The organism is Pedobacter fastidiosus (assembly GCF_014306625.1).
GTDB classification, from domain to species: Bacteria; Bacteroidota; Bacteroidia; order Sphingobacteriales; family Sphingobacteriaceae; genus Pedobacter; species Pedobacter fastidiosus.
The window spans coordinates 42,726-67,500 of record NZ_JACRYL010000015.1; the positions used below are offsets into that span (position 1 = coordinate 42,726).

Consider the following 24,775-nt stretch of genomic DNA (forward strand, 5'->3'; position numbering starts at 1 on the left):
AAGGGAAACAAAACCTAAGTTCTGCTTCCCTACCTTAAACTAAACATTACCTAATTAATAATGTAAATGCTTTATACTATGTTAATTTTTTGCCTGTTTTGATAAATAAGTTAGCAATAGTTTTCACAGCTGCTCCAGTTAAGAATTCATCAAAACATTCTGCCGCTTGAGATTGTGAAACAGTAGTTCCATTAATTCCAGTAATTTGAATACCGGCTTGTGTAGTATTTTGCTCACCTGCATAAACTGCATCAACTGCTGCAATACCGGTATCATTTCCGTTTGCTGAATACGCAATCCATGGTTTTAAACCACTTGCACCAGTTACATTAGCAGCAACCATTTGGCGTAAGTGTGAAGCATGACGAGCCTCTACTGAGTGAATTTGAAGTGCTGTAGTTAATACTGCATTACCTTTCAAAATTGGCGCCTGACCTTTATAAGCTCTAACACCAGTATCTTCGAAAGCTAAAGCAACTTTTAAGAATGTTTGATAGTTGGAATCCACATCTGCAAAGCCACCACTTGCTGTAAAATCGAAATCAGCATAAACGTAACCATCTGCTCCTGTAATACCTAAAGCACCTTTTAACAAATCTACGTGTGCACGTTCGTGGTTACGAATTGTGGTAATTGCAGCTCTCGGTGCTCCATCAGGGATATAGGTAGTATTAGCTAATGTTAGGGCATGGTTGTAATAGTTCCACTCTAAATATTCTAATGCTAAAGCAAATCCTAAAACATCATTAACAGTACTTGGATTGGTTTGACCATAAGCTTTTTGGAACATTGATCCCATTGCTAATGGCAATGCTGCCAAAGAAATTTTCTTACCAATGTTGTAAAAATCTTTCATTGCATTACGTCGTGGACTTAATCTTTCATAGATCTCACCATCAACTTTTTCTATTTCTTCTAATATATTTACGATATTCATGATTGTAGATTTTAAAGGTTAATTACGTTAATTTTTGTTTTTACATATTTTCCAGCGATGGCTAAAACTTTATCTGGAGTAAGTGCACCGTCGAGTCCGCTAGCATTAACTGCACCAAGTGGCGCTAAACTTGCTAAATCTGCAAATGTTCCGTTAGATATAATATCGCGGATATAAGCTGCGTGACGAGCTTCTACAGATACAATTTTACCTGCTAAAACTAAATAATCAGTGCTTTTGATTCTCACACCTGCGCCATTGTAAGCGGCAACACCTAAATCTTCGAAAGCCATTGCAGCTCCTAAAACACTGGTAGCACTTGTAAAATCAATTGAAGAGAAATCAACCTCTAAACTTCCAATTGCAGCGGTTCCTAAAGCATTTTTAAAAAATTCTCTGTGTGCAACTTCATGGAATTGAATATCTTGGAAATATGCTTTTTGTGCAGTAGTAAAAGTTGAAGGTGGTGCAGAAGCAACTTTCACGTAAAATGCAGCCTCTAATTGCTCAAGAGCATAAGCATAATTTAATACACCAAAGTCATCTTTGAAATCTAAAGTTGCACCGGTGCTGGTATCACCATAGTTGCGATCTTTTCTACATCCTGCAGCCATCAAAGCGATACCCGCAGCGCTAGCTCCGGCAAACTGAAGAAATGATCTTCTGCCTAAGCTGCTGTTAAATAAACGTTCTTCTTGAAGTTCATCTTGTGTTATAAGTTCATTGTTTTTCATAATCCTTTATGTTTTAGGGTTTTGATTTCGTTTGGTGATATATACGTGACATTTGAATGAGCGGTTTTTTTCTTTTGCATTTTTTTTTACAAGGCGTTTTTAATACATTCACAAACCTATTGCTATGACTATACTAAAAGCTATTATTGTTGATGATGAAGAGTTTGCACGTTCATCACTTTTTTTCTTATTGCAACAAAACTGCCCTGATGTAGAAATTACTGGCATAGCCCGTTCTGTGTCCGAAGCAAAAGATATTTTAGCCCATCATCCAATCAACCTTATCTTCTTGGATATTGCTATGCCCGGTGGAAATGGATTCGAATTAATTCCCGATGCTCAAAAACATAATGCTGCCGTTATTTTTACAACTGCTTATGATCAGTACGCTTTAAAGGCAATAAAGGCCAATGCTTTGGATTATTTATTGAAACCCATTGATATTGACGAACTGAAAATTGCTGTAGAAAAAGTTACCGAACATATTAAACGGTATCAAAACCAAAGTGTAAGCGATGAAAGAATTACGAATTTAGCCTCTAGCTTAAGCAGTAGAAATGAAATAAGAAAACTAACCTTACCATATGGACAAGGTTTTAAAATGATTGATGTTGATGATATTATTTACATCGAAGCTGATAGTAATTATTCCGTTGTTCACCTAAGTAATGAAGATAAAATTACGGTTTCGAAGGTATTGAGAGAGTTTGAAGAACTATTACCTACGGATCAGTTTGTTAGAATTCATAAATCGAGTATCATAAATCTGAACCATTTAAAAGAATATAATTCTAAAAATGGATTGCAGGTTTTTTTGAAGAACGGAGAGAGCATTAATATTTCTAGAAGAAGAGCCAGCGATTTCTTTGAGAAAATAAAATTATTTACAAAAGCACACAGTGACCATTAACATCAAACACAAATTTCAGTTTCGTTTGGCTATTGCGATGAGAATTGCGCTGGTTTCATTTGTGCTTTTGATAAGTTTACCGTCCAAACTTTTTTCACAAACTACCTATCTCCCGCATTATACTTCTAAAAATGGCTTAGCAAGCAACAACTGCTATTATATTCTACAGGATAAAAAAGGTTTCATCTGGATTTCGACAGACAATGGCGTTAGTCGTTTTGATGGAACAAATTTCCAAAACTTTACAATTGAGGATGGTTTACCAGATACTCAAATTCTTAAAATGACGGAAGACAGTGAAGGAAGGATTTGGTTTTTCTCACTAAACGGTCAATTGAGCTATTTAAAAGATGGTAAATTCTATAATCAGGATAATAATGATTTATTAAAAAAATTAAATTTTAATACCGTAATTGTCTCATTTCTTCAAGATAAAGCGGGTCGGATTTGGCTGGGTACAAATTCGAATTTAATTGTTTGTTGGGATGGAAAATCCGTAAAAAAATACGTTTCGCCACATGCCAACAACCAGTTTATAAATGCTTTTATCCACCAAGATGAGCAAGGAAACATTTATGCTTATAGTGATTTAAGTGTTCAAAAATTTAATGGAAAACATTTTAGCTTAACTGATTCTAAAGTTGATCCAATTTCTTACATGACGGCATTTAATCAGAATGATAAATCGCTTGTTTACTTGGATAAATCTGGCTTAAAAGAATTTAAGAATGGAAATTTAAATACTCTAATTTCCATCCCCAAAAATCTGATTAAAAATATGTCTGGCTATTTTTATTATGATAATTCTTCAAAAGAAGTCTGGTTGGCCAATGCAAATGGTGCATTTGCACTCAATAAAAATGGTAAAACTGTTCAATACCTTCAAGATATTTCTGTAAATCAAGTTATTAAGGATGCCAACCAAAATATGTGGTTCGCCACAACGCAAGGCATTTATATGCTACCAAATATCAATTCACGGCTTTCTATAATTGATGCAGAATCTGGCTTGAGTAGCAATGTAATAAAGAGCATTACAAAAGATAATAAAAACAGGCTTTGGCTTGGAACTGATGATGCTGTTATCGATGTGCTCAGCATCAATAATTATCAGGTAAATGAAGTTGGATTAGACGATTTTAAAAAGTACAAAACGATTAAACAAATCACTTACGACCCTAAAAATCAATCTGTTTACTTTGCATCCGATTATGGCATGGGCGTTTTTAAAAATATTTACAAAAGCACTTCCGAAGTTAAATATCTTAAAGAGGTAAATAACTCCATGTTCGTTATCAAGCATTTTAGCTTGAGTGAAAATAACAATCATTTGGCTTTGGCGCTTTCATCAGGTGTGGTATTTTTATCTGATCGGATTAATCAATTCGAATTCAACTCCCTTAAATACAGAGAAAAAGAAGATTTTTTTAAAGACCGCTCCTACCATGTTTTTTATGATAAAGCTGGGAACTTGTGGTTCTCTAACATCAATGGATTATCCCAATTTTCTAATGGAAAATTAATTAAGCACTTTGAAAAAAACCCTTTACTAACAAAAAGAATCAATGATATTCAGCAATTGCCAGATGGTACCTTAATTTTAGGTACCGATGGATATGGCTTGATCTTCTACAAAGACAATAAAATAACCAGACAGATTACTCAGAAAGATGGGCTAACGAATAACATCTGTACCAAAATTTTCATCAAGAATAATGAGATTTGGGTTTTAACCAACAAGGGTGTAAATAAAATTACCAATTACCCAGAAAACCCAAGTGTAGCCAATTTCGACTACGGAAAAGATTTGCTCAGTGATGATATTAATAGTTTGTTTATAGATGACAGCACCGCGTATTTCGGCACAAACCGAGGTTTAATCCTGTTTAAGTATAACAATAAAAATATCAGCAGAAACCTTCCAAAAGTGTATGTTACCTCAATTATAAGAGATAACGAACGGTTACCTATCGACAAAGACAACTTTACTTTTGAAACCGGCAACAACATTATCCTATTTACTTTTAGCGCGGTAGATTTTACAACGAGCGATATTACTTACCGTTATCGATTAAACGAAAACGCTGCTTGGATAGAAACCAGAACCAGAAGATTAGATTTTTCTTCCTTGCAAACTGGAGATTATGTTTTTGAGGTGAGCGCCAAAAGCCAGAACGGAAACTGGGGTCCATCTGCAAAGATTTCGTTTACCATTAAAAAACACTTTTGGCAAAGCTTATGGTTTTTATCAATTCTAATTCTACTTGTCGCTTACATTTTCTATAAAGTTGCTGTTTACATCACCAGAAAGCAGAAAGATAAAGAACAAGAACAATTGTTGGTTAAAAATAAAGTATTAATGCTCGAACAGCAGGCATTACAAGCCATGATGAATCCTCACTTTGTATTCAATGTAATGAACTCCATTCAACATTACATAAATACACAGAATACGGCATCAGCAAATAAAGTTTTAACTGGCTTTGCAAGGTTAATCCGCAAGAATTTAGAGATTTGTACCAAGAGCTATATCTCTTTGGAAGAAGAATTAGAATACCTTAATCTCTACCTAAAGCTAGAAAAAAATCGCTTCGGCGAAAAACTCAAATATTTTTTCTATGTTGATGAAGACATTGATAAAGAGGAAACCTTTATCCCATCTATGCTGTTGCAACCTTATGTAGAAAATGCAATTTGGCATGGAATTATGCCAAAGGAAACTGGCGGAGAAATTCACATCAACATTAAGTTACAAGATGAATTTTATCTAAATATAGAAATTATAGATGATGGAATTGGGATTGAGAATTCTTTAAGAGATAAAAAAGAGACACATATTAGTAAGGGAATGCAATTAACTAAGGAAAGATTGAATCTTTTAGGTCAGATTGGAGCAAAACCTATACACTTAGATGTTCGTCAAAACAGCACAAATAGTACAACTGTATCTATTTCTATCCCTTTAAAATAGAAAATTTACCGTTTACTCAATTATTAATACCACTCACTAAATAGAACTTACAAGCAATGTGCTTTAGCCTTAAACTTGTGTTAGAAATAAACGATAGTGTTTATCAAAACGTTCTTATAGAATTGATATAGATATTTAATAACCTAACCTAAAGCTATATCTTAATTCAGGTTTCATTTGTGTGTTAAGAAGCGGTCTTGTTTTTAAAAGCGAGACCGCTTTTTTTTGCCCAAAATTTTTATTTTTGTATATGCCCCAAACCCGTATCAACAAACACATCGAAGCCCTAATCTTCTCTTCTGTTCAGAGCATTAGTGTGCAGGAAATTATTTTGGCCTTGAATGCTGTTTTTGGAGAAGAGGTAATAGAAAATCAGGTATTTGAAAGTATAGATTACATCAAAGAAAAATTTAATTCTGAAAATTCTGCAATAGAATTGGTAAATCTGAATAACGGCTATCAGTTTCTGACCAAAAAAGAATACCATGAAACGGTAAACCAGCTTCAATTACACCGTTCTAAGAAAAAATTGAGTCAAGCCGCGATAGAAACCTTGGCCATTATCGCTTACCGCCAACCCATTACAAAACTCGAAATTGAGCAGATAAGAGGCGTTAATTCTGATTATTCGGTCCAGCGTTTATTGGAGAAAGAACTCATCAGCATAGAAGGGAAAGCCGAAACGCCTGGTCGACCGATTTTATACCGTACAAGTTCTTTATTTATGGATTATTTTGGACTGAATAATCTAACACAGTTGCCACAACTTAAAGATATTGCCAAAGAAGAGAATACGGTGGGCGAAAATGCAGAATAATTTAATTTTAATTAATTTGGTACCAGCTTGTTATTAAAAAAAGATTTTTTGTATTTTTAAACTATAAAAGCAATTTTTATTTTTGTGTAATGAAAGCGCCAAAGAAAATCCCAGCAAAACCAACTACCAAAAAAGAGGTAGAGGATAATGATGAATTTGATGATGAGGACACGATTCCAAGTACTGCAAAAAAAACTGTTGAAGATGACGACGATGATTTTGACTTGCCTTTGGATGACCTCGATAATTTTGACAATTTCGATGACGACGAAGACGATTATTAATCTTTAAATAATATATATTTGAAAAGCATCCGCCCAGCTGGGTAGGATGCTTTTTAATTTTAAAAATGCCCATGCAAATTATACAGGTAAGCACCTCAGCCTTAAAAAAAGACTTTTTAAAAACACCAAAAATTCTTTATAAAAATGATCAAAATTGGATCTGTCCTTTAGATAGCGAAATAGAAAACGTTTTCGACCCAAAGAAAAACAACTTCTTTAACCACGGCAGATGCACTAGATGGGTTTTAAAGGATGACAAAGGCAAACTTATTGGCCGTATTGCTGCCTTTATAAATGAAAAGAAAGCTTTCTATTATGAGTATCCAACAGGTGGAATTGGCTTTTTTGAATGCATTGATGTTGAAAAAGCTGCGTATTTACTTTTTGATACAGCAAAAAAATGGCTACAAGAAAAAGGCATGAGAGCCATGGAGGGACCAATAAATTTTGGAGAGAATGATTCATTCTGGGGTTTATTGGTTGAAGGTTTCACTCCTCCATCTTACGGTATGAATTACAATTTCCCTTACTACAAGAAATTTTTCCAAACCTATGGTTTTGTAACGGAGTACGAACAGCTTACAAACCACATTAACTTAACCATTCCGTTTCCAGAACGTTTTACAAAAATTGCAAATTGGGTAAGAAATAAACCCGGTTACACTTTCGAATATTTCGATAAAAAAAATCCAGACAAATATATAAATGACCTAATGGAAATTTATAATGATGGATGGCAGGATTTCGAAAACTTTGTTCCCATTAAAAAAGAAACGCTTAAAGAAAGCTTTAAAAGCATGGAACCCATAATGGATGAGCACTTAATTCAGTTTGCTTATTTTAATGGAGAACCTGCATCATTTGTAGTTTTAATTCCTGATGCCAACCAAATGATTAAAGGTTTTAATGGGAAATTAGGACCAATAGAAAAACTAAAATTTGCTTATCGCCGTTGGGTGGGTGTTACACGAATGCGTGCAATTGTAATGGGCACAAAAACTAAATTCCAAAAACACGGGCTGGAATCTGTACTATTTATTAGTTTGGGGGAATATGTTCTACCAAAAAACCAATACAAAGAGCTCGAGTTAAGTTGGGTAGGTGATTTTAATGAACAAATGATTGCCATTCATAAAGCTACAGGTGCAACTTTTGGAAAAAGGCATGTAACAATGAGAAAGGTTTTTTAAGTAAAAAGTCTTAAGTACTGTTATTCTGAGCACAGCGAAGAACGCCCAGCCAAAATGCTTTAGACCTAAATTAAGCAACGATGGTAATTCGATATGTTTCCTTCATTGAATTAAAAGAGAGGTTACTTCGTTCCTCGCAATGACGAAAAAGTTACATCCCCATCTTATCATAAAGATCAATAACCTTTTTTCGAAGTTTATTGATCTCTTCTTCTTTTTCAAGAAGTTCTTTTTTCAGTGAAATAATTTCATCAGACGAACTCAGTTCAGGTAAATTTCCAGAAAGTAACTGAGCCACAGGAATCTTAAAAGCTTTAGAAATCTGAAGTAATCGAGAAATATTCAGATCGGTTTGATTGGTTTCTATCTTACAGAAAGCAGGCGTAGAAATTTTAAGCATTTTGGCAGCTTCTGCTTGACTCAAACCTAAGGCCACCCTACTTTGCTTAATACTATCGCCAATGCTTTTCATGTTTTAGATTAGATTTGAAATGATAGATTTGAGAAGCGGGTTTCTCTCCAATCTATCATCTATTTTTCTAATGAGGATGCCAATTCCGGCAAATTAAATCCAGCGTAATTGCCAGAACTCATCATTAACAAATTGGTATTTTTATAATTCAAACTGAGTAGATAAGCTTTCAACTTAGCAGCATCATTAAAGAACTTTAGCTCAGGGTTTGAAAAAGCTTGTTGAACATCGTCTTCACTAAAAGGCTCCATTCTTTTCTGCTCAAAAGATTTTATATCGATAAATACAATTGCATCATCTGCCTTATCCATCGCTCCTGCATATTCTTTAAGAAAATCTTTATTTAAACTGCTAAAAGTATGAAGCTCAATGCAGGCAACCAATTTACGATCTGTAAATTGAGTTTTAACAGCATCAATTGTTGCTTTTAATTTCGATGGAGAATGCGCAAAATCTTTATAAACATTGGTTGATTCATCGGTAGAAATAACCTCTAATCTTTTAGCTGCGCCTGTAAAAGACGAAATGGCTTTATCAAACTCTGGTTCAGCAATATTAAGTTCCTTACATACCAGTTTGGCTGCATTAAGATTCATCAAGTTGTGATCACCAAAAATTTTTAGCTCTGTATGCTCCGGAAGCAAATATGTAATGCCGTTTTTAATTTCATGATCTGGAATTGCGTAACCAATCTTTGATACTTTAGCATTTGAATTGGCCACAATTTCATTTAAATCGGCGTCGGCTTTACAGTAAATTAGGGTTCCGCCCTCCTCTATTGTGTCGATAAATTTATCAAATTGAGAAGTGTAATCGGCATATGTTGGAAACACATTAATATGATCCCAAGCAATTCCGCTGATTACGGCAACATTTGCTTTGTAAAGATGAAATTTTGGTCTTCTATCGATTGGCGACGATAAATATTCATCTCCTTCAATAATCATTACGGGTGCTTCATGAGTTACTTTCACCATAGTTTCGAAACCGGCAAGCTGTGCGCCTACGAGATAATCAAAATCATGATTGTAAAAATTGAGCACATGCAAAATCATGCTGGTAATGGTTGTTTTACCATGACTGCCACCAATTACTACCCGAACTTTATCTTTGCTTTGCTCGTAAATATACTCGGGATACGAATAAATTTTAACCCCCAATTCTTGCGCCTTTAACAATTCTGGATTATCAATTCTAGCATGCATACCTAAAATTATAGCATCCAAATCTGCTGATATTCGGTTTTCATTCCAACCCATTTCGGTTGGCAACAAACCATACTTGTCCAATCTAGATTTTGCTGGTTCAAAAATCACATCATCAGATCCAGTAATCTGATATCCTTTTTTATGTAGGGCAATGGCTAAATTGTGCATTGCACTTCCGCCAATTGCAATAAAATGTATGCGCATGCTTTTAATGATTGAATTTTGATTGATTAGTATTTTTCAAACTGAGCAGCAACCCAATCTCCATTTTGTTTATGGTCGATATAACGGAGTTCATACTTTGCACATTCCGCTGTAATCATACTTAAATCGGGTTCCAAATAGAAACCACTAAAGAAAATTTTTCCTTCAGATTTTAAAACTTCAGCATAACGGCCAATCTGATCTAACAGAATATTACGATTAATATTCGCAAAAATCACATCGTATTCTTCGTTTGGAATTACTTCCTTACTGCCGCAAAGCGCCGTTAAGTTTTCGACATTATTAAGTGCAGCATTTTCAAGTGTACTTAGATAACAAATATCATCGTAATCGATTGCAACTAGATTTTTTGCCCCAAGTTTTCCAGCAAGAATTGCCAAAATCCCAGTGCCACAACCCATATCTAGGATGTTTTTATCCTTTAAATCTGCAGCCAAAATATACTGCATAACCATTGTGGTGGTTTGGTGGTGACCGGTACCGAAAGCCATTTTCGGATCGATTACAATCTCATAAGGATAAGAAGGTTGTGGTTCGTGAAATGTTGCTCGAACATAACAAACGTCATCAATAATTAACGGACTAAAGTTCTTTTCCCATTCCGAGTTCCAGTTTTCATCAGCAACATCCTCTAAAGAATATTCCGTTTTAAATTCTTCCGAATGCTCATTTAATAGGTTTATCAACGCTTGTTCATTAAAGTTTTCTTTAATTACAAAAGCTGTAAATCCATTCTCACTATCTTCAAAAGTATCGAAGCCCAAATCTGCAAGATCCGCAATAAGCAAATCCTGTTGATAATCTTCGATACTTTTAAATTTAAATATTGCCTTTATATATTGCATTTAGCTGTTTAATGCTTTAATAATATCTGTAAAATCACGGGATTTTAATGATGCACCGCCAATTAAGCCACCATCAATATCCTTTTGCGCAAACAAACTTGCTGCATTGGTTGGGTTACAACTTCCACCATATAATATTGTGGTATCATCGGCAACGTTGAAACCATAATTCGCTTCAATTTCACTGCGGATAAATGCATGAATATCTTGTGCTTGCTCTGGGCTAGCAGTTAAACCTGTTCCGATTGCCCAAACTGGCTCATAAGCAATAACAATTTGTCTAAAATCTTCTTCAGTTAAACTGAAAATACCGTGAACCAATTGTTTCTTTAAAACTTCAAAATAACTTCCGTTGTTGCGCTCATCTAAAGTTTCGCCGATGCAGAAAATTGGTTTTAAATCATTTGCCAAAGCAATTTTAGTTTTCGAAGCTAAAAGCTCATCACTTTCTGCCTGATATTGCCTGCGCTCTGAATGACCTAAAATAACATACTCTACACCTACCGATTTTACCATTTTGGCAGAAATTTCGCCTGTGTAAGCACCGCTTTCTTTATCGTGAATATTTTGAGCTCCGATAGCTACATCAGTACCACCAAGTTTTGCTAGGCTATTTAAATGAATAAATGGAGCACAAATTACAGCCAGTTGATCGCCTTTACGTTCATCCTTAACCATATTTACAATTTCACTGAACAATGAAACGCCTTCATTGTAATCTAAATTCATTTTCCAGTTACCTGCAACAATTTTTTTTCTCATTATATTTTAGTTTTATTATTGTAATTTATTAAGTCCAAATCTTGCTTGATTCTTGATACTCAATCCTAAAAATGTCTATGCTCCTGAGTCAGCTCAAAAACTTTATTTAAAATTTCTTTCTCTATATCATCAAAAGCTAAATCTCTTCTGCTATATACTTTTTCTGCGGTTTCAAACATCTTTTTTAAGCTGTAAACTTCGAAGCCTTGGGCACCTCCCCATGCAAAATCTGGAATAAAATTTCTAGGAAAGCCAGGACCGAAAATATTTGCGCTCACCCCTGCAACTGTGCCCGTATTAAACATAGTATTGATGCCACATTTAGCATGATCTGCCATAATTAAACCGCAGAACTGCAACCCAGTTTTACGGAAACTTTGTTGTTCATAATCCCAAAGTCTTACTTCGGCGTAGTTATTTTTTAAGTTGGAGTTATTGCTATCTGCGCCAATATTACACCATTGCCCCATAACGGCATTGCCCAAATAACCCTCATGCCCTTTTGATGAATAACCCCAAATTACAGCATTATTAATCTCACCGCCAACGCGGCTGTGTGGCCCAATGGTTGTATTCGGATAAATCTTTGCACCCATTTTAACAGAGGAATCCTCACCCAAAGCGAAGCTTCCTCTAATAATACTTCCCTCCCATACCTGGGAATTTTTCCCCAGATAAATTGGACCTTGCAAACTATTAAATATGGAGCATTCTGCTGTAGCACCTTCCTCTACAAAAACATTATCACCCAAAAAAGTATTGGTAGAACTAAGTTGAGCTGATGTTTTACCTTTAGTCAATAACTCAAAATCCTTTTTTAATTCTACGCCGTTATGCGTAAAAATATCATTGGGATAAATAATCTGAATAAAATTGTCAGAGTATTCAATCGGTTTTAAAGATTTTGCCAATTCAAAGTTATGAATGGAAGAATTATCGGAAATGTATGCTACAACCAATCCATCTTTAAGCAGAACTTCTCCAGCTTTTAAGGCAGAAACAGAATTCAAAAGAGCTTCATCTGGACAAATAGATCCATTGATAAAAATCTGGGTATTTGGCTTAGATGGATATTTTTTTGAAAGATATTCTTGGGTTTCGAAACCGAAATCGGCATTCAAATATTTCGCCCATTTCTCTGCAATTGTTAAAATACCAATGCGTAGATCGGCTACAGGCCTTGTAAAAGTAAGTGGACGTAATGATTCCCAACTAGAATCATCAAAAAGATTGATTGTCATAAGCAACAAAAATAAAAAAAGTCCCGATGCTTTTGGCAAAGGGACTTCAAAAAATGCTTTTTTGTTGCTAAATTATTTCTTAGCGTAACGGTTTTTGAATTTATCGATACGTCCTGCTGTATCAACCAATTTCATTTTACCAGTATAAAAAGGGTGTGAGGTGTGAGAAATCTCTAATTTGTATAGAGGATATTCGTTACCATCTTCCCATTTAATAGTTTCTTTAGTATCTACGCAAGATTTTGTTAAGAAAGCATATTCGTTAGACATGTCTTTGAAAACAACTGGTCTGTAGCTTGTAGGGTGCAAATCTTTTTTCATTTGAATATTATTTTAGTTATTTGTGTGAAAGCATCAAGAACATTGGTTGCAATTTGCCTGGCAACAACGCTTATGATATTTTCTATTAGTCTTTCTAATTCTTTTTAAGAGGTGCAAATATCTTAATTTTATTTCTGAAATACAAGCGTAAAAAACAATTTTAAATTGTAAGATTTTTAAAACCTTTTAAAGAAGAAGCTTTTTTAAAACTATATTTATTTCTCCAAGCATCATAACTTCCCAATGAATAGAAGAAATTTTATAAAAAGCACTTCCACAGTAGGTTTAATTACCACTTTGGGCATTCCTGCAGGCGCAACAATAATCGGCAAAAGCGACGAAGAAAGCGCAATAGATTTTGCTGACAACTTTCAGTTAAATGAGTTAACCATTAGCGAATTACAAGATCTAATGAAAAAAGGTAAGCTCTCCAGCAAATCTTTAACCAAAATGTACCTTGATAGAATTGAGAAAGTAGATAAGAATGGACCAAAATTAAACGCTGTAATCGAAATCAATCCTGATGCTTTGGAAATTGCATCAAAATTGGATGAAGAAAGAAAAGCTGGAAAAATAAGAGGCTTAATGCATGGCATTCCCATTTTAATAAAAGACAACATCAACACGGCAGATAAAATGCAAACCACAGCAGGTTCTTTAGCGCTACTCGGAAATATTGCTTCAGAAGATGCTTTCATTGTTAAAAAACTTCGTGAAGCTGGCGCTGTAATTCTTGGCAAAACCAATTTAAGTGAATGGGCAAATTTCCGCTCTAGCCGGCCATGTAGTGGCTGGAGCAGCCGTGGCGGACAAACCAAGAATCCTTTTATTTTAGATCGAAGTCCGAGCGGATCGAGTTCTGGTTCTGGCTCTGCAGTTTCTGCAAACCTCTGTGCTATTGCTATTGGAACAGAAACAAATGGCTCCGTAACAGCACCATCATCATCTAACGGAATTGTTGGTTTAAAACCCACAGTTGGTTTGCTTGGTCGTAGTGGAATTATACCAATTTCTAAAACGCAAGATACCGCTGGCCCAATGGGAAGAAATGTTACTGATGTAGCAACACTACTTTCTGTTTTAACAGGCGTAGATTTAAATGATGAGGTAACCAAAAATAGCGAAGGAAAAACACAGAAAGATTACACGCAATTCCTAAAGAAAGATGCGTTAAAGGGAAAACGGATTGGGATTGAAAAGTCGTTTTTAACTGGTCATGAAGGCGTTGTTGCCTTATATAAAAAGGCGATCGAAAAGTTTAAGGAACTGGGTGCAGAAGTTATTGAGATCGAACTTTTAAAGGAAATGCGAATAATCGGATCTGCAAGTTTTACGGTATTACAATGTGAATTTAAAGACGGCGTAAATGCGTACTTAGCTAAGGCAAATGCCAAGGTTAAAAACTTAACAGAAGTAATCGCTTTTAATAAAGCTAACGAAAGTACGGCAATGCCTTATTTTAAACAAGAAACCCTAGAAAGCAGTGATAAGGCGCTAGATTTAGAAAGTGTAGCCTATAAAGAAGCTGTTTTAAAAGTAACATCTTCAAGAAAAATTATTACGGATTTAATGACGAAAAACCAGCTCGATGCAATAGCGGGAACTACTTACGGCATCCCTTCTCCTATCGATTTATTTAACGGCGATGCAGGTAATGGTTTTTATTTCTGTTCTCCCCCAGCAATGGCCGGTTTTCCGCACATTACTTTGCCAATGGGAAAAATTTACGAACTACCGGTAGGATTATCAATTATGGCTGGCGCTTATGAAGAACCAAAAGTTTTAGCTTTTGCATATGCATACGAGCAAGCTACTAAACATCGAAGCGCTCCGAAATTTATAAAGTCTTCTAATTTTTCGAGTGGGATTTAAAGGATTTCTGAGTTATATTTGTTTACCAAAACAAAACAAGTTATGAAACATTTAAAACTACTAATGAGCCTTTTATGCCTGTTTGCTATGTTAAGCACGGCGAATGCTCAGGGCCAATCGGCCACTAAAATTGCAGAATGGGAAAGAGCTAAAGCTTACACCAAAGAATACTTGGATGCCATGCCAGAATCTGGTTATGCATTAAAGCCAACTCCGGAAATGCGTTCTTTTGCAGAACAGATGTTGCACCTTACTGATGCTAATTATGGGTTTACGGCTACAGCCACTGGAGAAAAAAGTCCTTATGGAATGGGTGAAGTGGAAAAAATCCAAGATAAATCTAAAGCCAACGTAACCAAGATTGTAATGGCTGGTTATGATTACGTAATTGATGCTTTGAAAAAATTATCGCCACAACAATTAGATGAAAAAGTTAAGTTTATGAACCGTTTCGAAATGACGAAAGACATGGTTTTTACTAAAGATTTTGAACATCAAACACATCACCGTGGTCAGGCTACTGTGTATTTACGTTTGGCTGGAGTGAAACCACCTCAAGAAAAATTATTTTAACATTTACCATCCCCACAGCAATTTAGAGTTAGGTTGTTGTGAGGATGATTATTTTATTTTCCAGAATACTTCTTCCACGTTTCTATTTTAGCCAATTGCCTTGTAATATAAGTATCGGCAATTATTTCTGCAGAACTTCGTCCTTCAGTGGTTTCTAAAAGTTCTTTTAGCTTATATTGGTCAACATCTGCTTTATATAAAATCTGAATCAGCTTTGGAAAATCGTTATCCACCAAATACGCAAAAGCATCTATCATGGTTTGCCTTAAGCGTTCTTCTGAAAGATTATCTTCGATATCGAAATCTTTGCTGATTATTTTAATTAAGGATTGGGTGTCATTCATTTATATTCTTGAGCAGGATTTTTAGGATTAATGGATTTTCAAGATCATACGCATTAAACTTATTTGGTATTTTTATGCGGTTTAATTTGAGCCAAGAACCACAATACAAAGTTAAATAAACCTGATGGGAATGGCATGCCGATTTTTTCATCGGCATATAATGGACAGCAGGACTACAGAAACAATGGAATACAGAACCGTTCGTTTTCAAAAACTGAAGAAACACCCCGCCTTTCAGGCACCCCTCTAAAAGAGGGGAATAAAACCCAGCGACTTACTAAATCCACTTAATTTCTTGGCAAATTTCGATTAAAACGCCATTTGTATCCTTTGGATGCACGAAACAAACCATTTTATTATCGGCTCCTTTTTTTGGCGAATCGCTAAGTAAAGTAAACCCCTCGCTGTGTAAACGCTCCATTTCTACCAAAATATCATCGACAAGAAAAGCAACGTGATGAATCCCCTCTCCTTTTTTCTCAATAAATTTGGCAATTGCGCTATCGGCTGAAGTTGCCTCCAATAATTCTACCTTATTATCGCCAGTTTTGAAAAACGCCGTATTAACGAATTCAGATGTAACCTGCTCTGTTTTATAGCAATCGGTATTGAGCAGTTTTTGATAAAGATCTATCGATGCATTAAGGTCTTTTACGGCGATGCCGATGTGTTCTATCTTATTCATAGATTATAAGGTTATGTGAATGTAAAAATGCAGGTTTTAACTATAACCTCATAGCTATTAATTATAATTGTTAAATAAGTTTTTTTGTATCTTTGTACTGCAAATAACAGAACTGAAATGAAACAGCCGATATATTTAGATAATAATGCAACTACACCACTTGATCCAAGAGTGTTAGAAGCAATGCTACCATACTTTACCGAGAAATTTGGAAACGCCGCAAGCCGTAATCACGCTTTTGGTTGGGTGGCTGAAGAGGGAGTGGATTATGCTCGTGAACAGGTAGCCAAATTAATCGGCTGTACTGAAAAAGAAATTATTTTTACATCTGGCGCAACTGAGGCTGATAACCTTGGTATTAAAGGCGTTTTTGAGATGTACAAAGAAAAAGGTAATCACATTATTACTGCGGTTACTGAACATAAAGCGGTATTAGATACTTGTAAACACCTTGAAAAAAATGGTGCTAGGGTAACTTATTTAGGCGTAAAGGAAGATGGTTTAATTGATTTAGCTGAGTTAGAAGCTGCAATGACTGAGGAAACAATTTTGGTTTCTATTATGTACGGCAACAACGAAATTGGCGTGATCCAACCGGTAAAAGAAATTGCTGCCATTGCGCACAAATTTGGTGCTTTATTTATGACTGATGCTACGCAAGCAGTTGGTAAAATACCTGTTGATGTGATTGCTGATGGAATTGACCTAATGGCTTTTACAGCACATAAAATGTATGGCCCGAAAGGCGTTGGTGCACTTTACGTTCGTAGAAAAAACCCAAGAGTTAAGGTAACTTCACAAATGGATGGCGGTGGCCACGAACGCGGAATGCGCTCTGGTACCTTGAACGTTCCAGGTATTGTTGGTTTAGGTAAAGCTTGTGAACTTTGTCGTTTGGAAATGGAAAGCGAAGCAATTCGTTTATCTGGTTTACGCGATAAGCTGGAATCGACTTTAAGCAAAATGGAAGAAAGTTATGTTAATGGTAATACACAACATCGTTTACCACACGTAGCTAATATCTCTTTCAAATATGTTGAGGGTGAGGGCTTAATGATGGCAATGAGCGATTTAGCTGTATCTTCCGGATCGGCTTGTACTTCAGCATCTTTAGAACCATCTTACGTTTTGAAAAGCTTAGGTTTATCTGATGATTTGGCACACTCTTCTATCCGTTATGGTTTAGGAAGGTTTACTACTGAAGAAGAAATTGATCAAGCCATTGCAGTTACAGAAAAAGCGGTTAATCACTTAAGAGAACTTTCTCCACTTTGGGAAATGTTTAAAGAAGGTATTGACTTGAGTAAAATTGAGTGGGCAGAGCACTAAGTTGAATTACGATTGTAGATTGGCGTCCCGATAACTATCCGGATACGATTTAAGACCTACAGTTTAAAAAAATAAAATTAACATTGAGCTTTTACAGCTCCCTCCCTTCCGGGGAGGGTTGGGGTGGGGCTTTAAAATCTAAAATATCATGGCATATTCAGAAAAAGTAATTGACCATTACAATAACCCACGTAACGTAGGTACATTAAATAAAGACAGCAAGTTTGTAGGAACAGGATTAGTTGGTGCACCTGAGTGTGGCGACGTAATGCGTTTGCAAATTGAAGTTGGAGCAGATAACGTAATCACTGATGCTAAATTCAAAACATTTGGTTGTGGTTCGGCAATTGCATCTTCTTCTTTAGCTACAGAATGGTTAAAAGGAAAAACAATTGATGAGGCTTTAACTATCGACAATATGGATATTGTTGAAGAATTGGCTTTACCTCCAGTAAAAATTCACTGCTCGGTGCTAGCAGAAGATGCAATTAAATCTGCCATTAACGATTATCGCGTTAAAAATGGTTTAGAGGCAATTGTTTTAGAAAAATCGCACCACTAAACAGAATTTAGATTTTAGATTGACGAATTACGATTGCTATTCGTTTAAATCTAAAATCGTAAATCTAAAATCGTAAATCAATATGATTACTATAACTGATAAGGCAAAAGACAAAATAGATCACTTAATGCAGGATTCCGAAATGGGTTCAGATTACTTTTTACGGGTTTCTGTAAAAGGTGGTGGTTGTTCAGGTTTATCTTATAACTTGGATTTTGATAACGAATCTAAAACTGGAGACCAATTCTTTGAAGATAGAGGAATTAAAATCGCTTTGGATATGAAATCTTTCCTTTACTTAGCTGGTACTGAATTAGATTTTACAGATGGGTTAAACGGGAAAGGTTTTAACTTTGTAAACCCTAACGCGAGCCGTACTTGCGGTTGTGGCGAAAGTTTCTCTGTTTAAATTCCAATAAAATTATTTTAAAAGGCTCCATTTTATGGGGTCTTTTTTGCGTTTTACAGAAAATTTTAGGAAATATTTTTCCGCAGATTTAGGCAGATTTTAAACATAACATATGCTTCTCCACATATAGAAGGATTTTAGCTGAAGAACTCGAAAATTTTATCCTTGTAAATCTTCGTTCTTTTTCACCTTAAATCTGCGGGAAAATCTAAAATATTTTATTGACCTATATTCCCCTAAGCTCTAGAATAAACTCGATTTGCATTTTTAAACCAAAAAGCATTATTATTGTTAACTATAACAAACACACCAAATAACGAGCATGCCATTAATTAACGAATTTTCAACTGTCCCTACCCTGTTGAGAAATGTTGTAAAAAACATTCATAAAGCAGAAGAAACCTTCTTAATTCATAAACAAGGTGCCGAATGGATTGAAATTTCATATGAGGATACCTTGAAAAGAGCAGATGCGGTTTCTGCATTTTTTCTAGATATGGGGATAAAGAAGGGTGACAGATTGGGGTTAATGATCGAAAATTCGCCTGAATATGTTTACTACGATCAAGGAATTCAACAGATTGGTGTAATTAATGTATCAATCTATCCTACCCTTTCTGAGCAGGAAGTAGCCTATATCATTAATGATTCTGGAATAAAAGCCATTCTTGTTGGAAATAATTTCCTTTATCGGAAAATACTTAAAGTTGCATCAAACTGCAAAGAACTTAAATACATTATCCCAGCATTTAAAGATTTTGAAAAAGTTACCATCCCCGAAGATCTTAATATCGAAGTAATTGCATTTTCAGATATCCTTGCATTAAAACATCAGATTACCGCAGCCGAAAAAGCAGATATAGAGCAATGCAGAAGTTCCATATTGCCAAGTGATGTATCGTCTTTAATTTATACTTCAGGCACAACCGGTACACCAAAAGGTGTAATGCTTACACACAGCAACTTTGTTGAGAATGTTAAAGTGTGTTTACAGCAAATTCCAGTAATCGATCAAACGGAAACTTTTTTATCTTTCTTACCATTATCTCATGTATTTGAGCGCACAGCAACCTACCATGTATGTTGCGCACAAGGCTGTAAAATTGCATTCGCTCAAAGTTTAGAATTACTAGCAAAAAATATGGGCGAGGTTCGTCCTACCGTGATGAGCTGTGTGCCTAGATTATTAGAACGCATTCATGACAAGGCTATAAAATCGGGCACATCTGGCGGTGGAACAAAAGCCAAAATATTTACTTGGGCACTGGAGACAGGAAATAAATATCGCGTTGCAAAAGAAGCAGGGAAAAATCCGGGTTTAATTTTATCGGCAAAAAAAGGAATTGCCGAGAAATTGGTTTTCAGCAAAATTAAGGAAAAAACCGGTGGAAGATTAAAATTCATGATTTCAGGAGGTGCTGCATTACCTAAAAATGTTGGTGAGTTTTTTGGAGATTTAGGCATCAAAATATTAGAAGGATTCGGTTTAACAGAAACTTCGCCAGTAATGTCTGTTACAGAATACCACAGACAAGTTTACGGAACGGTAGGTCGGGTTATCCCAGGCATTGAAATCGGAATTCAGGACGTAGAAAGTAAACAAATTATAAACATTCAAACTCATGAAACATTTAACGAAGAATTTGAATGCACAGAAGGAGAAGTAATTGTTCGTGGTCATTGTGTTATGAAAGGCTATTTTAACAAACCTGCAGAAACTGCCGAAGCCATTGATAAAGACATGTGGTTTCATACAGGAGATATTGGTCGTTTTTACAAGGGGAATCTACAAATTACCGATCGCTTAAAAAACATGATTGTAAATGCTTATGGCAAGAATGTATATCCTACGCCTGTAGAAAACATCTATTTGAAAAGCCCTAAAATTGATCAGTTATTTTTAATCGGAGATAAACGAGAGTTTATTACAGCGATCATTATTCCTAATAGAGAAACTTTAGAAGAGACCTTTAAACTTAAACCATCGTTCTTCGAAGAGGAAGATCCTTTTATCCGCAATCAGGAAATCATAGATTGGATTGAAGCCGACATCAAAAAAATATCTAACGAACTGGCCAAGTTTGAGCGGATTAAAAACTTTAAAATAAAGCGTAACCCTTTCAGTATCGATGAGGGCGAAATTACGCCAACAATGAAAATTAAACGCAGAATTGTAGAGAAAAAATACGATGATGTGATTAATGAGATGTACGAAGAAGGTGTAGAGGCAGAATCCTAATTCAAATTAAAATTTCCCATTTAGGGAACTTTTCTTATCTTTGTTATTATAGTATTGAGTGAGGATAATTGCTAAAAAAGTACTTCGTGATTTTTGGGAAAAACATTCCGATTGTGAGGAACAATTAAAATCATGGTTTCAGGAAACCAGTAATTCCAGTTGGAAAAATCTAAATGAGGTAAAAGCTGATTATCCAAGTGCTAGCATCTTAGCTGAAAACAGAATTGTATTTAATATTAAGGGCAACAATTACCGCCTAATCATTAAGATCAATTTAGAACATCAAATGATTTGGGTACGATTTATTGGCACTCACGCCGAATATGATAAAATAGATGCCACAAAAATCTAATAACATGAATATAAAACCTATAAAAAACCAAGTTGATTACGACCAAGCACTGGAAAGGCTTGAAATTATTTTCGATTCGAAGAAAGGTTCAAAAGATGGCGATGAGTTAGAAATTTTGGCAATCTTGATAGAGAATTATGAAAATGAACATTTTCCAATTGGCTTTCCAGATCCAATAGAAGCTATTAAATTTAGAATGGAACAAATGGGCTATAAGCAAAGCGACCTGGCTAAAGTTGTCGGTTTAAAAAGTAGAGCAAGCGAGATTCTTAATCGAAAGCGTAAATTATCACTTGACATGATTAGGCAATTACACGAAAGTTTCAAAATACCAACCGATGTGCTTATTCAAGCCTATTAAAATTATACATTAACACAAAATAAAACCCTGCAAAATAATTACTTTTGCAAAAAATACCCGAAATGAGTATAGGATTATCAGAACAAGAAATATTACGACGCGAGTCGTTAAAACAACTACGCGAACTGGACATTGAGCCCTACCCTGCAGAATCTTATGAGATTAATGTTAGTGCAGCAGATATTCTAGCCAACTACGAAAAAGATAAGACAGCCTATAAGACCGTTAGTTTAGCGGGGCGTATTATGGGGCGTAATATTATGGGTGCAGCTTCTTTTGCCGAAATTCAAGATTCTACAGGTCGCATTCAGGTATATTTAAAAAGAGATGAACTTTGCCCTACCGAGGACAAAACACTATACAATACAGTTTTTAAAAAGCTTTTAGATATTGGAGATTTCATTGGCGTTAAAGGTTATGTTTTTACAACCCAAACCGGAGAAATTTCTATTCACGTAACAGAATTTAAAGTTCTTGCTAAATCAATCCGCCCTTTACCAATCGTAAAACGCGATGATGAAGGCAATGTTTATGATGGATTTACAAATCCTGAGTTGCGTTACAGAATGCGCTATGTAGATTTAACAGTAAATCCAGATTACAAACAAATTTTCATCAAACGAAGCAAGGTAATTAATACCATGCGTAATTATTTTGATGAGCAAGGTTGGATGGAAGTAGAAACACCAATTTTACAGCCAATCCATGGTGGCGCAGCAGCTCGTCCTTTTGCAACACACCACAACACTTTAGATATGCCACTTTATTTGCGTATTGCAAATGAGCTTTATCTAAAAAGATTAATTGTTGCAGGTTTCGATGGCGTTTATGAGTTCGGTAAAATGTTCCGTAACGAAGGTATGGATCGTACTCACAACCCGGAATACACTTCAATGGAAATTTATGTAGCCTATAAAGATTATATCTGGATGATGGCTATGGTTGAAGAATGTTTAGAGAAAGTAGCTATTGCAACAAATGGTTCTGCCGTGGTTAAAGTTGGCGAAAACGAAATTAATTTTGAAGGACCATACGAAAAACTAACCATGTATGAATCTATCCAGAAATATACAGGAATTGATGTTTCTGCAATGACGGAAGATGAACTTCTTCAAACTTGCGCAACATTAGGTATCGAAACGGACTCTACCATGGGTCGTGGTAAATTAGTTGACGAGATTTTCAGCGATAAAGTAGAAGCGAATTTAATTCAACCTACATTTATTACCGATTATCCAATCGAAATGACTCCGTTGGCAAAAAAACACCGTTCAGCAGAAGGATTAGTAGAGCGTTTTGAAATATTTGTTAATGGCAAGGAAATAGGAAATGCTTATTCAGAATTAAACGATCCAATTGACCAAAAAGAGCGTTTCGTAGATCAATTAAAGCTTGCAGATCGTGGCGATGCTGAAGCCATGGCGATGGATGATGATTTTATTCGTGCATTAGAATATGGTATGCCCCCAACCTCTGGCTTAGGTTTCGGGATTGATAGGATTGTGATGCTTATGACCAATCAGAGTACTATTCAAGAAGTTTTGTTCTTCCCGCAAATGCGTCCTGAGAAAAAGAAAATTGAGTTAACCCCTGAAGAAACTGAACTTTATGCATTGGTATCAGAAGGAGAACAATATCTTTTAACAGATATTAAAGCGAAACTTGCAGATTGGAGCAACAAAAAATGGGATACCACGCTAAAAGCTTTAACTGGTAAAAACATTTTAAAAGTTGCAAAAACTGATGATGGTTTATTTCTGTCGCAGAAGTAACTCAATCATTTCCGTAGAAGAAATTTGATTTTAACAAAAAGATAACATAAACTTAAAAGGCTTGCTAGCAATTGTTTAGCAAGCCTTTTCTATATTTACAGCAATCGATAATTTAAAATGATTTGCCCTATGAATATTTCAAGCCTAGAAATTAACGAAAGAGAATACTGCATCAAGCTAAGCAAAGATGCTTTTGATTTGTCTCTTGTTCACCAATTAATAAAAAGAATCCAAGCAGAGGCTTTTTTCTTCAAAAGAGCAGAAGCTCAAGAAGATGATCTTTTAAGCAAACGCTCAAGTAGAGAAGAACTAGAAGGTTTTGATTACTTGGGAGATAAATAATAACATGATTCGTCACCCTGAATTTATTTCAGGGTCTCAATAAGTAAGATGCTGAAATAAATATCATCATGACAAATCAATTAATCTACATCCAAAGTTCCTTCTACAGAATCATCCATCGTTTTCCCTGTAATTACAGAGGCTGCCATTTTTAAAAATGCCACTGCTGTTCCGTGTTTCGTATCCCAATAATACCCCTCTGATGGAATTACTTTAATCAAAGTAATATTCGGATCTTCTTTTCCTCCTTGAAACCAAGTTTTAATAAAAGGGCTCCACAGTTCATCAATTTTTGCTTGATCCCTGCTGATTTCTGAAATACCATAAATGTTTACGAAACCCGAATGTGCGCCAGCTTGAAACAGCAAATGCGTAAATGGATCAGTTGCAATCTCATCATTCTTATGACTATCCTTCATGCTCATAAACCAAATATTCCCTTCGTCATCAACCTGCTGAATGGCCATTGGTCTTACAGATAAAGGTATTCCAGTTTTAATGTTAGTGCAAAAGAAACAGCTTTCTGCTTTTTCAGCTAGTTCTCTTAGTTTTTCAACCGCTTCTTTACCGCCTAAATCCTTAATGTTGTTTTCTTCTTGAGTATTGTTCGTACTTCCTTCTTGTGATGTTGCCATAGGTATAAGATTTTCTATAGACTACAATCCTAAAATCGATTTGGTTTTAAACATTTTGAAAAGCAAATTCCTGCGAAGAATAAATGTTAGTCCTGCTCTCGTTACTATCTTTTTGTAAAAGTTTTTTTTGATATGATATTAAATGCTCCAAAAAGGATAATCACTCCATCAGGTTTAGAAACTCAGGTTTGTGCTATAAACTCAAAAATTATTACGCCTACAATCTGGGCGAGTTACATTAATATTAAACCCGATGGGAATGGCATCCTTTTGTTTTTCACAAAAGATAGAATGTACAGCGGGGCAACAGATCCAATGAAACACTTACCGTTCATTTCCAAATAAAAAAAGCCATTTCAATTAAGAAATGGCTCGTAATATGC

At 35.3% G+C, this 24,775-nt stretch carries 27 protein-coding genes; 16 read left to right on the plus strand and 11 right to left on the minus strand.

From position 1 onward, the window contains the following. Positions 1 to 76: 76 nt before the first annotated feature. A complete protein-coding gene (locus tag H7U22_RS16360; protein WP_187072419.1) occupies positions 77 to 937 on the minus strand; it encodes a ferritin-like domain-containing protein in 861 nt (286 codons plus the stop codon). An 11-nt stretch (positions 938 to 948) separates the two neighbouring features. Further along, the gene (locus H7U22_RS16365) at positions 949 to 1,671 is read right to left on the minus strand and encodes a ferritin-like domain-containing protein (protein WP_187072420.1); all 723 of its coding nucleotides are present in this window, start codon (positions 1,669 to 1,671) and stop codon (positions 949 to 951) included. 124 nt (positions 1,672 to 1,795) lie between these two features. On the opposite strand from H7U22_RS16365, the gene H7U22_RS16370 reads away from it, so the two are divergent. The 5 genes from H7U22_RS16370 (at position 1,796) to H7U22_RS16390 (ending at position 7,843) form a co-directional block, all read left to right on the plus strand. Beyond that, positions 1,796 to 2,581 (plus strand): LytR/AlgR family response regulator transcription factor, encoded by a 786-nt coding sequence (locus H7U22_RS16370; RefSeq protein WP_187072421.1) that lies wholly within the window; start codon positions 1,796 to 1,798, stop codon positions 2,579 to 2,581. After that, positions 2,571 to 5,552, plus strand: a complete 2,982-nt coding sequence (locus H7U22_RS16375; protein WP_317172994.1) for a ligand-binding sensor domain-containing protein — start codon at positions 2,571 to 2,573, stop codon at positions 5,550 to 5,552. Before H7U22_RS16370 ends, H7U22_RS16375 begins: the two co-directional genes overlap by 11 nt. 250 nt (positions 5,553 to 5,802) lie before the next feature. After that, complete coding sequence (gene scpB, locus H7U22_RS16380; protein WP_187072422.1) at positions 5,803 to 6,369, plus strand: SMC-Scp complex subunit ScpB; 567 nt, start codon at positions 5,803 to 5,805, stop codon at positions 6,367 to 6,369. Positions 6,370 to 6,458: 89 nt separating this feature from the next. Further along, positions 6,459 to 6,653, plus strand: coding sequence for a hypothetical protein (locus H7U22_RS16385; protein ID WP_187072423.1), 195 nt, complete (start codon positions 6,459 to 6,461; stop codon positions 6,651 to 6,653). Between the two features lie 71 nt (positions 6,654 to 6,724). After that, complete coding sequence (locus H7U22_RS16390) at positions 6,725 to 7,843, plus strand: GNAT family N-acetyltransferase (protein WP_187072424.1); 1,119 nt, start codon at positions 6,725 to 6,727, stop codon at positions 7,841 to 7,843. 151 nt (positions 7,844 to 7,994) lie between these two features. On the opposite strand, the gene H7U22_RS16395 is transcribed toward H7U22_RS16390, so the two are convergent. The 6 genes from H7U22_RS16395 to H7U22_RS16420 all read right to left on the minus strand — a co-directional run bounded on the left by H7U22_RS16395 (position 7,995) and on the right by H7U22_RS16420 (position 12,917). Continuing rightward, the gene (locus H7U22_RS16395) at positions 7,995 to 8,315 is read right to left on the minus strand and encodes a helix-turn-helix domain-containing protein (protein ID WP_187072425.1); all 321 of its coding nucleotides are present in this window, start codon (positions 8,313 to 8,315) and stop codon (positions 7,995 to 7,997) included. A gap of 59 nt (positions 8,316 to 8,374) precedes the next feature. After that, on the minus strand, positions 8,375 to 9,727 hold the full coding sequence (locus H7U22_RS16400) for a UDP-N-acetylmuramate--L-alanine ligase (RefSeq protein ID WP_187072426.1): 1,353 nt from the start codon (positions 9,725 to 9,727) through the stop codon (positions 8,375 to 8,377). A 26-nt stretch (positions 9,728 to 9,753) separates the two neighbouring features. Beyond that, positions 9,754 to 10,593 (minus strand): 50S ribosomal protein L11 methyltransferase, encoded by an 840-nt coding sequence (prmA, locus tag H7U22_RS16405; RefSeq protein ID WP_187072427.1) that lies wholly within the window; start codon positions 10,591 to 10,593, stop codon positions 9,754 to 9,756. Beyond that, the gene (tpiA, locus tag H7U22_RS16410) at positions 10,594 to 11,355 is read right to left on the minus strand and encodes a triose-phosphate isomerase (protein ID WP_187072428.1); all 762 of its coding nucleotides are present in this window, start codon (positions 11,353 to 11,355) and stop codon (positions 10,594 to 10,596) included. It abuts the gene before it with no gap. 65 nt (positions 11,356 to 11,420) lie between these two features. After that, complete coding sequence (locus H7U22_RS16415; protein WP_187072429.1) at positions 11,421 to 12,596, minus strand: putative sugar nucleotidyl transferase; 1,176 nt, start codon at positions 12,594 to 12,596, stop codon at positions 11,421 to 11,423. 72 nt (positions 12,597 to 12,668) lie between these two features. Further along, positions 12,669 to 12,917: a type B 50S ribosomal protein L31 gene (locus H7U22_RS16420; protein ID WP_025142617.1), complete on the minus strand. Its 249-nt coding sequence runs from the start codon at positions 12,915 to 12,917 to the stop codon at positions 12,669 to 12,671. 243 nt (positions 12,918 to 13,160) lie between these two features. On the opposite strand from H7U22_RS16420, the gene H7U22_RS16425 reads away from it, so the two are divergent. Both H7U22_RS16425 and H7U22_RS16430 read left to right on the plus strand, forming a co-directional pair. Next, positions 13,161 to 14,789 (plus strand): amidase, encoded by a 1,629-nt coding sequence (locus H7U22_RS16425; RefSeq protein ID WP_187072430.1) that lies wholly within the window; start codon positions 13,161 to 13,163, stop codon positions 14,787 to 14,789. 42 nt (positions 14,790 to 14,831) lie between these two features. Continuing rightward, positions 14,832 to 15,362 carry a DinB family protein gene (locus H7U22_RS16430; protein ID WP_187072431.1) on the plus strand — a complete coding sequence of 177 codons (531 nt, stop codon included), beginning with the start codon at positions 14,832 to 14,834 and terminating at the stop codon, positions 15,360 to 15,362. A 53-nt stretch (positions 15,363 to 15,415) separates the two neighbouring features. Here the strand turns inward: H7U22_RS16430 and H7U22_RS16435 are convergent, their stop codons facing one another. After that, on the minus strand, positions 15,416 to 15,706 hold the full coding sequence (locus tag H7U22_RS16435; protein WP_187072432.1) for a hypothetical protein: 291 nt from the start codon (positions 15,704 to 15,706) through the stop codon (positions 15,416 to 15,418). 277 nt (positions 15,707 to 15,983) lie between these two features. After that, positions 15,984 to 16,391 carry a methylmalonyl-CoA epimerase gene (gene mce / locus H7U22_RS16440; RefSeq protein ID WP_187072433.1) on the minus strand — a complete coding sequence of 136 codons (408 nt, stop codon included), beginning with the start codon at positions 16,389 to 16,391 and terminating at the stop codon, positions 15,984 to 15,986. 117 nt (positions 16,392 to 16,508) lie between these two features. Here mce and H7U22_RS16445 point away from each other — a divergent pair, with 117 nt between their 5' ends. The 8 genes from H7U22_RS16445 to H7U22_RS16480 all read left to right on the plus strand — a co-directional run bounded on the left by H7U22_RS16445 (position 16,509) and on the right by H7U22_RS16480 (position 23,757). Then, positions 16,509 to 17,720 carry an IscS subfamily cysteine desulfurase gene (locus H7U22_RS16445; RefSeq protein WP_187072434.1) on the plus strand — a complete coding sequence of 404 codons (1,212 nt, stop codon included), beginning with the start codon at positions 16,509 to 16,511 and terminating at the stop codon, positions 17,718 to 17,720. Positions 17,721 to 17,868: 148 nt separating this feature from the next. Then, entirely contained in the window at positions 17,869 to 18,282 is a 414-nt protein-coding gene (iscU, locus tag H7U22_RS16450; RefSeq protein ID WP_187072435.1) for a Fe-S cluster assembly scaffold IscU, read from the plus strand. An 82-nt stretch (positions 18,283 to 18,364) separates the two neighbouring features. Continuing rightward, entirely contained in the window at positions 18,365 to 18,691 is a 327-nt protein-coding gene (locus H7U22_RS16455) for a HesB/IscA family protein (protein WP_131559228.1), read from the plus strand. A 322-nt stretch (positions 18,692 to 19,013) separates the two neighbouring features. Then, positions 19,014 to 20,930 carry an AMP-dependent synthetase/ligase gene (locus H7U22_RS16460; RefSeq protein ID WP_187072436.1) on the plus strand — a complete coding sequence of 639 codons (1,917 nt, stop codon included), beginning with the start codon at positions 19,014 to 19,016 and terminating at the stop codon, positions 20,928 to 20,930. A gap of 58 nt (positions 20,931 to 20,988) precedes the next feature. Further along, the gene (locus tag H7U22_RS23140) at positions 20,989 to 21,282 is read left to right on the plus strand and encodes a type II toxin-antitoxin system HigB family toxin (RefSeq protein ID WP_187072437.1); all 294 of its coding nucleotides are present in this window, start codon (positions 20,989 to 20,991) and stop codon (positions 21,280 to 21,282) included. A 4-nt stretch (positions 21,283 to 21,286) separates the two neighbouring features. Then, complete coding sequence (locus tag H7U22_RS16470; protein WP_187072438.1) at positions 21,287 to 21,643, plus strand: helix-turn-helix domain-containing protein; 357 nt, start codon at positions 21,287 to 21,289, stop codon at positions 21,641 to 21,643. 62 nt (positions 21,644 to 21,705) lie between these two features. Further along, on the plus strand, positions 21,706 to 23,415 hold the full coding sequence (lysS, locus tag H7U22_RS16475; protein WP_187072439.1) for a lysine--tRNA ligase: 1,710 nt from the start codon (positions 21,706 to 21,708) through the stop codon (positions 23,413 to 23,415). A gap of 129 nt (positions 23,416 to 23,544) precedes the next feature. Next, positions 23,545 to 23,757 carry a hypothetical protein gene (locus H7U22_RS16480; RefSeq protein WP_187072440.1) on the plus strand — a complete coding sequence of 71 codons (213 nt, stop codon included), beginning with the start codon at positions 23,545 to 23,547 and terminating at the stop codon, positions 23,755 to 23,757. Between the two features lie 80 nt (positions 23,758 to 23,837). Here the strand turns inward: H7U22_RS16480 and H7U22_RS16485 are convergent, their stop codons facing one another. Beyond that, positions 23,838 to 24,392: a pyridoxamine 5'-phosphate oxidase family protein gene (locus H7U22_RS16485; protein ID WP_187072441.1), complete on the minus strand. Its 555-nt coding sequence runs from the start codon at positions 24,390 to 24,392 to the stop codon at positions 23,838 to 23,840. A gap of 132 nt (positions 24,393 to 24,524) precedes the next feature. On the opposite strand from H7U22_RS16485, the gene H7U22_RS16490 reads away from it, so the two are divergent. Next, positions 24,525 to 24,737 (plus strand): hypothetical protein, encoded by a 213-nt coding sequence (locus H7U22_RS16490; RefSeq protein WP_187072442.1) that lies wholly within the window; start codon positions 24,525 to 24,527, stop codon positions 24,735 to 24,737. Positions 24,738 to 24,775: the final 38 nt, after the last annotated feature.

Bases quoted from the DNA above. Each gene is read 5' to 3' on its own strand.
- H7U22_RS16435 (WP_187072432.1), bottom strand. From the start codon at position 15,706: ATGAATGACACCCAATCCTTAATTAAAATAATCAGCAAAGATTTCGAT.
- H7U22_RS16390 (WP_187072424.1), top strand. From the start codon at position 6,725: ATGCAAATTATACAGGTAAGCACCTCAGCCTTAAAAAAAGACTTTTTA.
- scpB (WP_187072422.1), top strand. From the start codon at position 5,803: ATGCCCCAAACCCGTATCAACAAACACATCGAAGCCCTAATCTTCTCT.
- H7U22_RS16425 (WP_187072430.1), top strand. From the start codon at position 13,161: ATGAATAGAAGAAATTTTATAAAAAGCACTTCCACAGTAGGTTTAATT.
- H7U22_RS16485 (WP_187072441.1), bottom strand. From the start codon at position 24,392: ATGGCAACATCACAAGAAGGAAGTACGAACAATACTCAAGAAGAAAAC.
- H7U22_RS16460 (WP_187072436.1), top strand. From the start codon at position 19,014: ATGCCATTAATTAACGAATTTTCAACTGTCCCTACCCTGTTGAGAAAT.
- H7U22_RS16420 (WP_025142617.1), bottom strand. From the start codon at position 12,917: ATGAAAAAAGATTTGCACCCTACAAGCTACAGACCAGTTGTTTTCAAA.
- H7U22_RS16430 (WP_187072431.1), top strand. From the start codon at position 14,832: ATGAAACATTTAAAACTACTAATGAGCCTTTTATGCCTGTTTGCTATG.
- iscU (WP_187072435.1), top strand. From the start codon at position 17,869: ATGGCATATTCAGAAAAAGTAATTGACCATTACAATAACCCACGTAAC.
- mce (WP_187072433.1), bottom strand. From the start codon at position 16,391: ATGAATAAGATAGAACACATCGGCATCGCCGTAAAAGACCTTAATGCA.
- H7U22_RS16470 (WP_187072438.1), top strand. From the start codon at position 21,287: ATGAATATAAAACCTATAAAAAACCAAGTTGATTACGACCAAGCACTG.
- H7U22_RS16455 (WP_131559228.1), top strand. From the start codon at position 18,365: ATGATTACTATAACTGATAAGGCAAAAGACAAAATAGATCACTTAATG.
- H7U22_RS16365 (WP_187072420.1), bottom strand. From the start codon at position 1,671: ATGAAAAACAATGAACTTATAACACAAGATGAACTTCAAGAAGAACGT.
- lysS (WP_187072439.1), top strand. From the start codon at position 21,706: ATGAGTATAGGATTATCAGAACAAGAAATATTACGACGCGAGTCGTTA.
- H7U22_RS16415 (WP_187072429.1), bottom strand. From the start codon at position 12,596: ATGACAATCAATCTTTTTGATGATTCTAGTTGGGAATCATTACGTCCA.
- H7U22_RS16395 (WP_187072425.1), bottom strand. From the start codon at position 8,315: ATGAAAAGCATTGGCGATAGTATTAAGCAAAGTAGGGTGGCCTTAGGT.
- prmA (WP_187072427.1), bottom strand. From the start codon at position 10,593: ATGCAATATATAAAGGCAATATTTAAATTTAAAAGTATCGAAGATTAT.
- H7U22_RS16480 (WP_187072440.1), top strand. From the start codon at position 23,545: ATGAATATTTCAAGCCTAGAAATTAACGAAAGAGAATACTGCATCAAG.
- H7U22_RS16445 (WP_187072434.1), top strand. From the start codon at position 16,509: ATGAAACAGCCGATATATTTAGATAATAATGCAACTACACCACTTGAT.
- H7U22_RS16385 (WP_187072423.1), top strand. From the start codon at position 6,459: ATGAAAGCGCCAAAGAAAATCCCAGCAAAACCAACTACCAAAAAAGAG.
- H7U22_RS16400 (WP_187072426.1), bottom strand. From the start codon at position 9,727: ATGCGCATACATTTTATTGCAATTGGCGGAAGTGCAATGCACAATTTA.
- H7U22_RS16370 (WP_187072421.1), top strand. From the start codon at position 1,796: ATGACTATACTAAAAGCTATTATTGTTGATGATGAAGAGTTTGCACGT.
- H7U22_RS16490 (WP_187072442.1), top strand. From the start codon at position 24,525: ATGATATTAAATGCTCCAAAAAGGATAATCACTCCATCAGGTTTAGAA.
- tpiA (WP_187072428.1), bottom strand. From the start codon at position 11,355: ATGAGAAAAAAAATTGTTGCAGGTAACTGGAAAATGAATTTAGATTAC.
- H7U22_RS16360 (WP_187072419.1), bottom strand. From the start codon at position 937: ATGAATATCGTAAATATATTAGAAGAAATAGAAAAAGTTGATGGTGAG.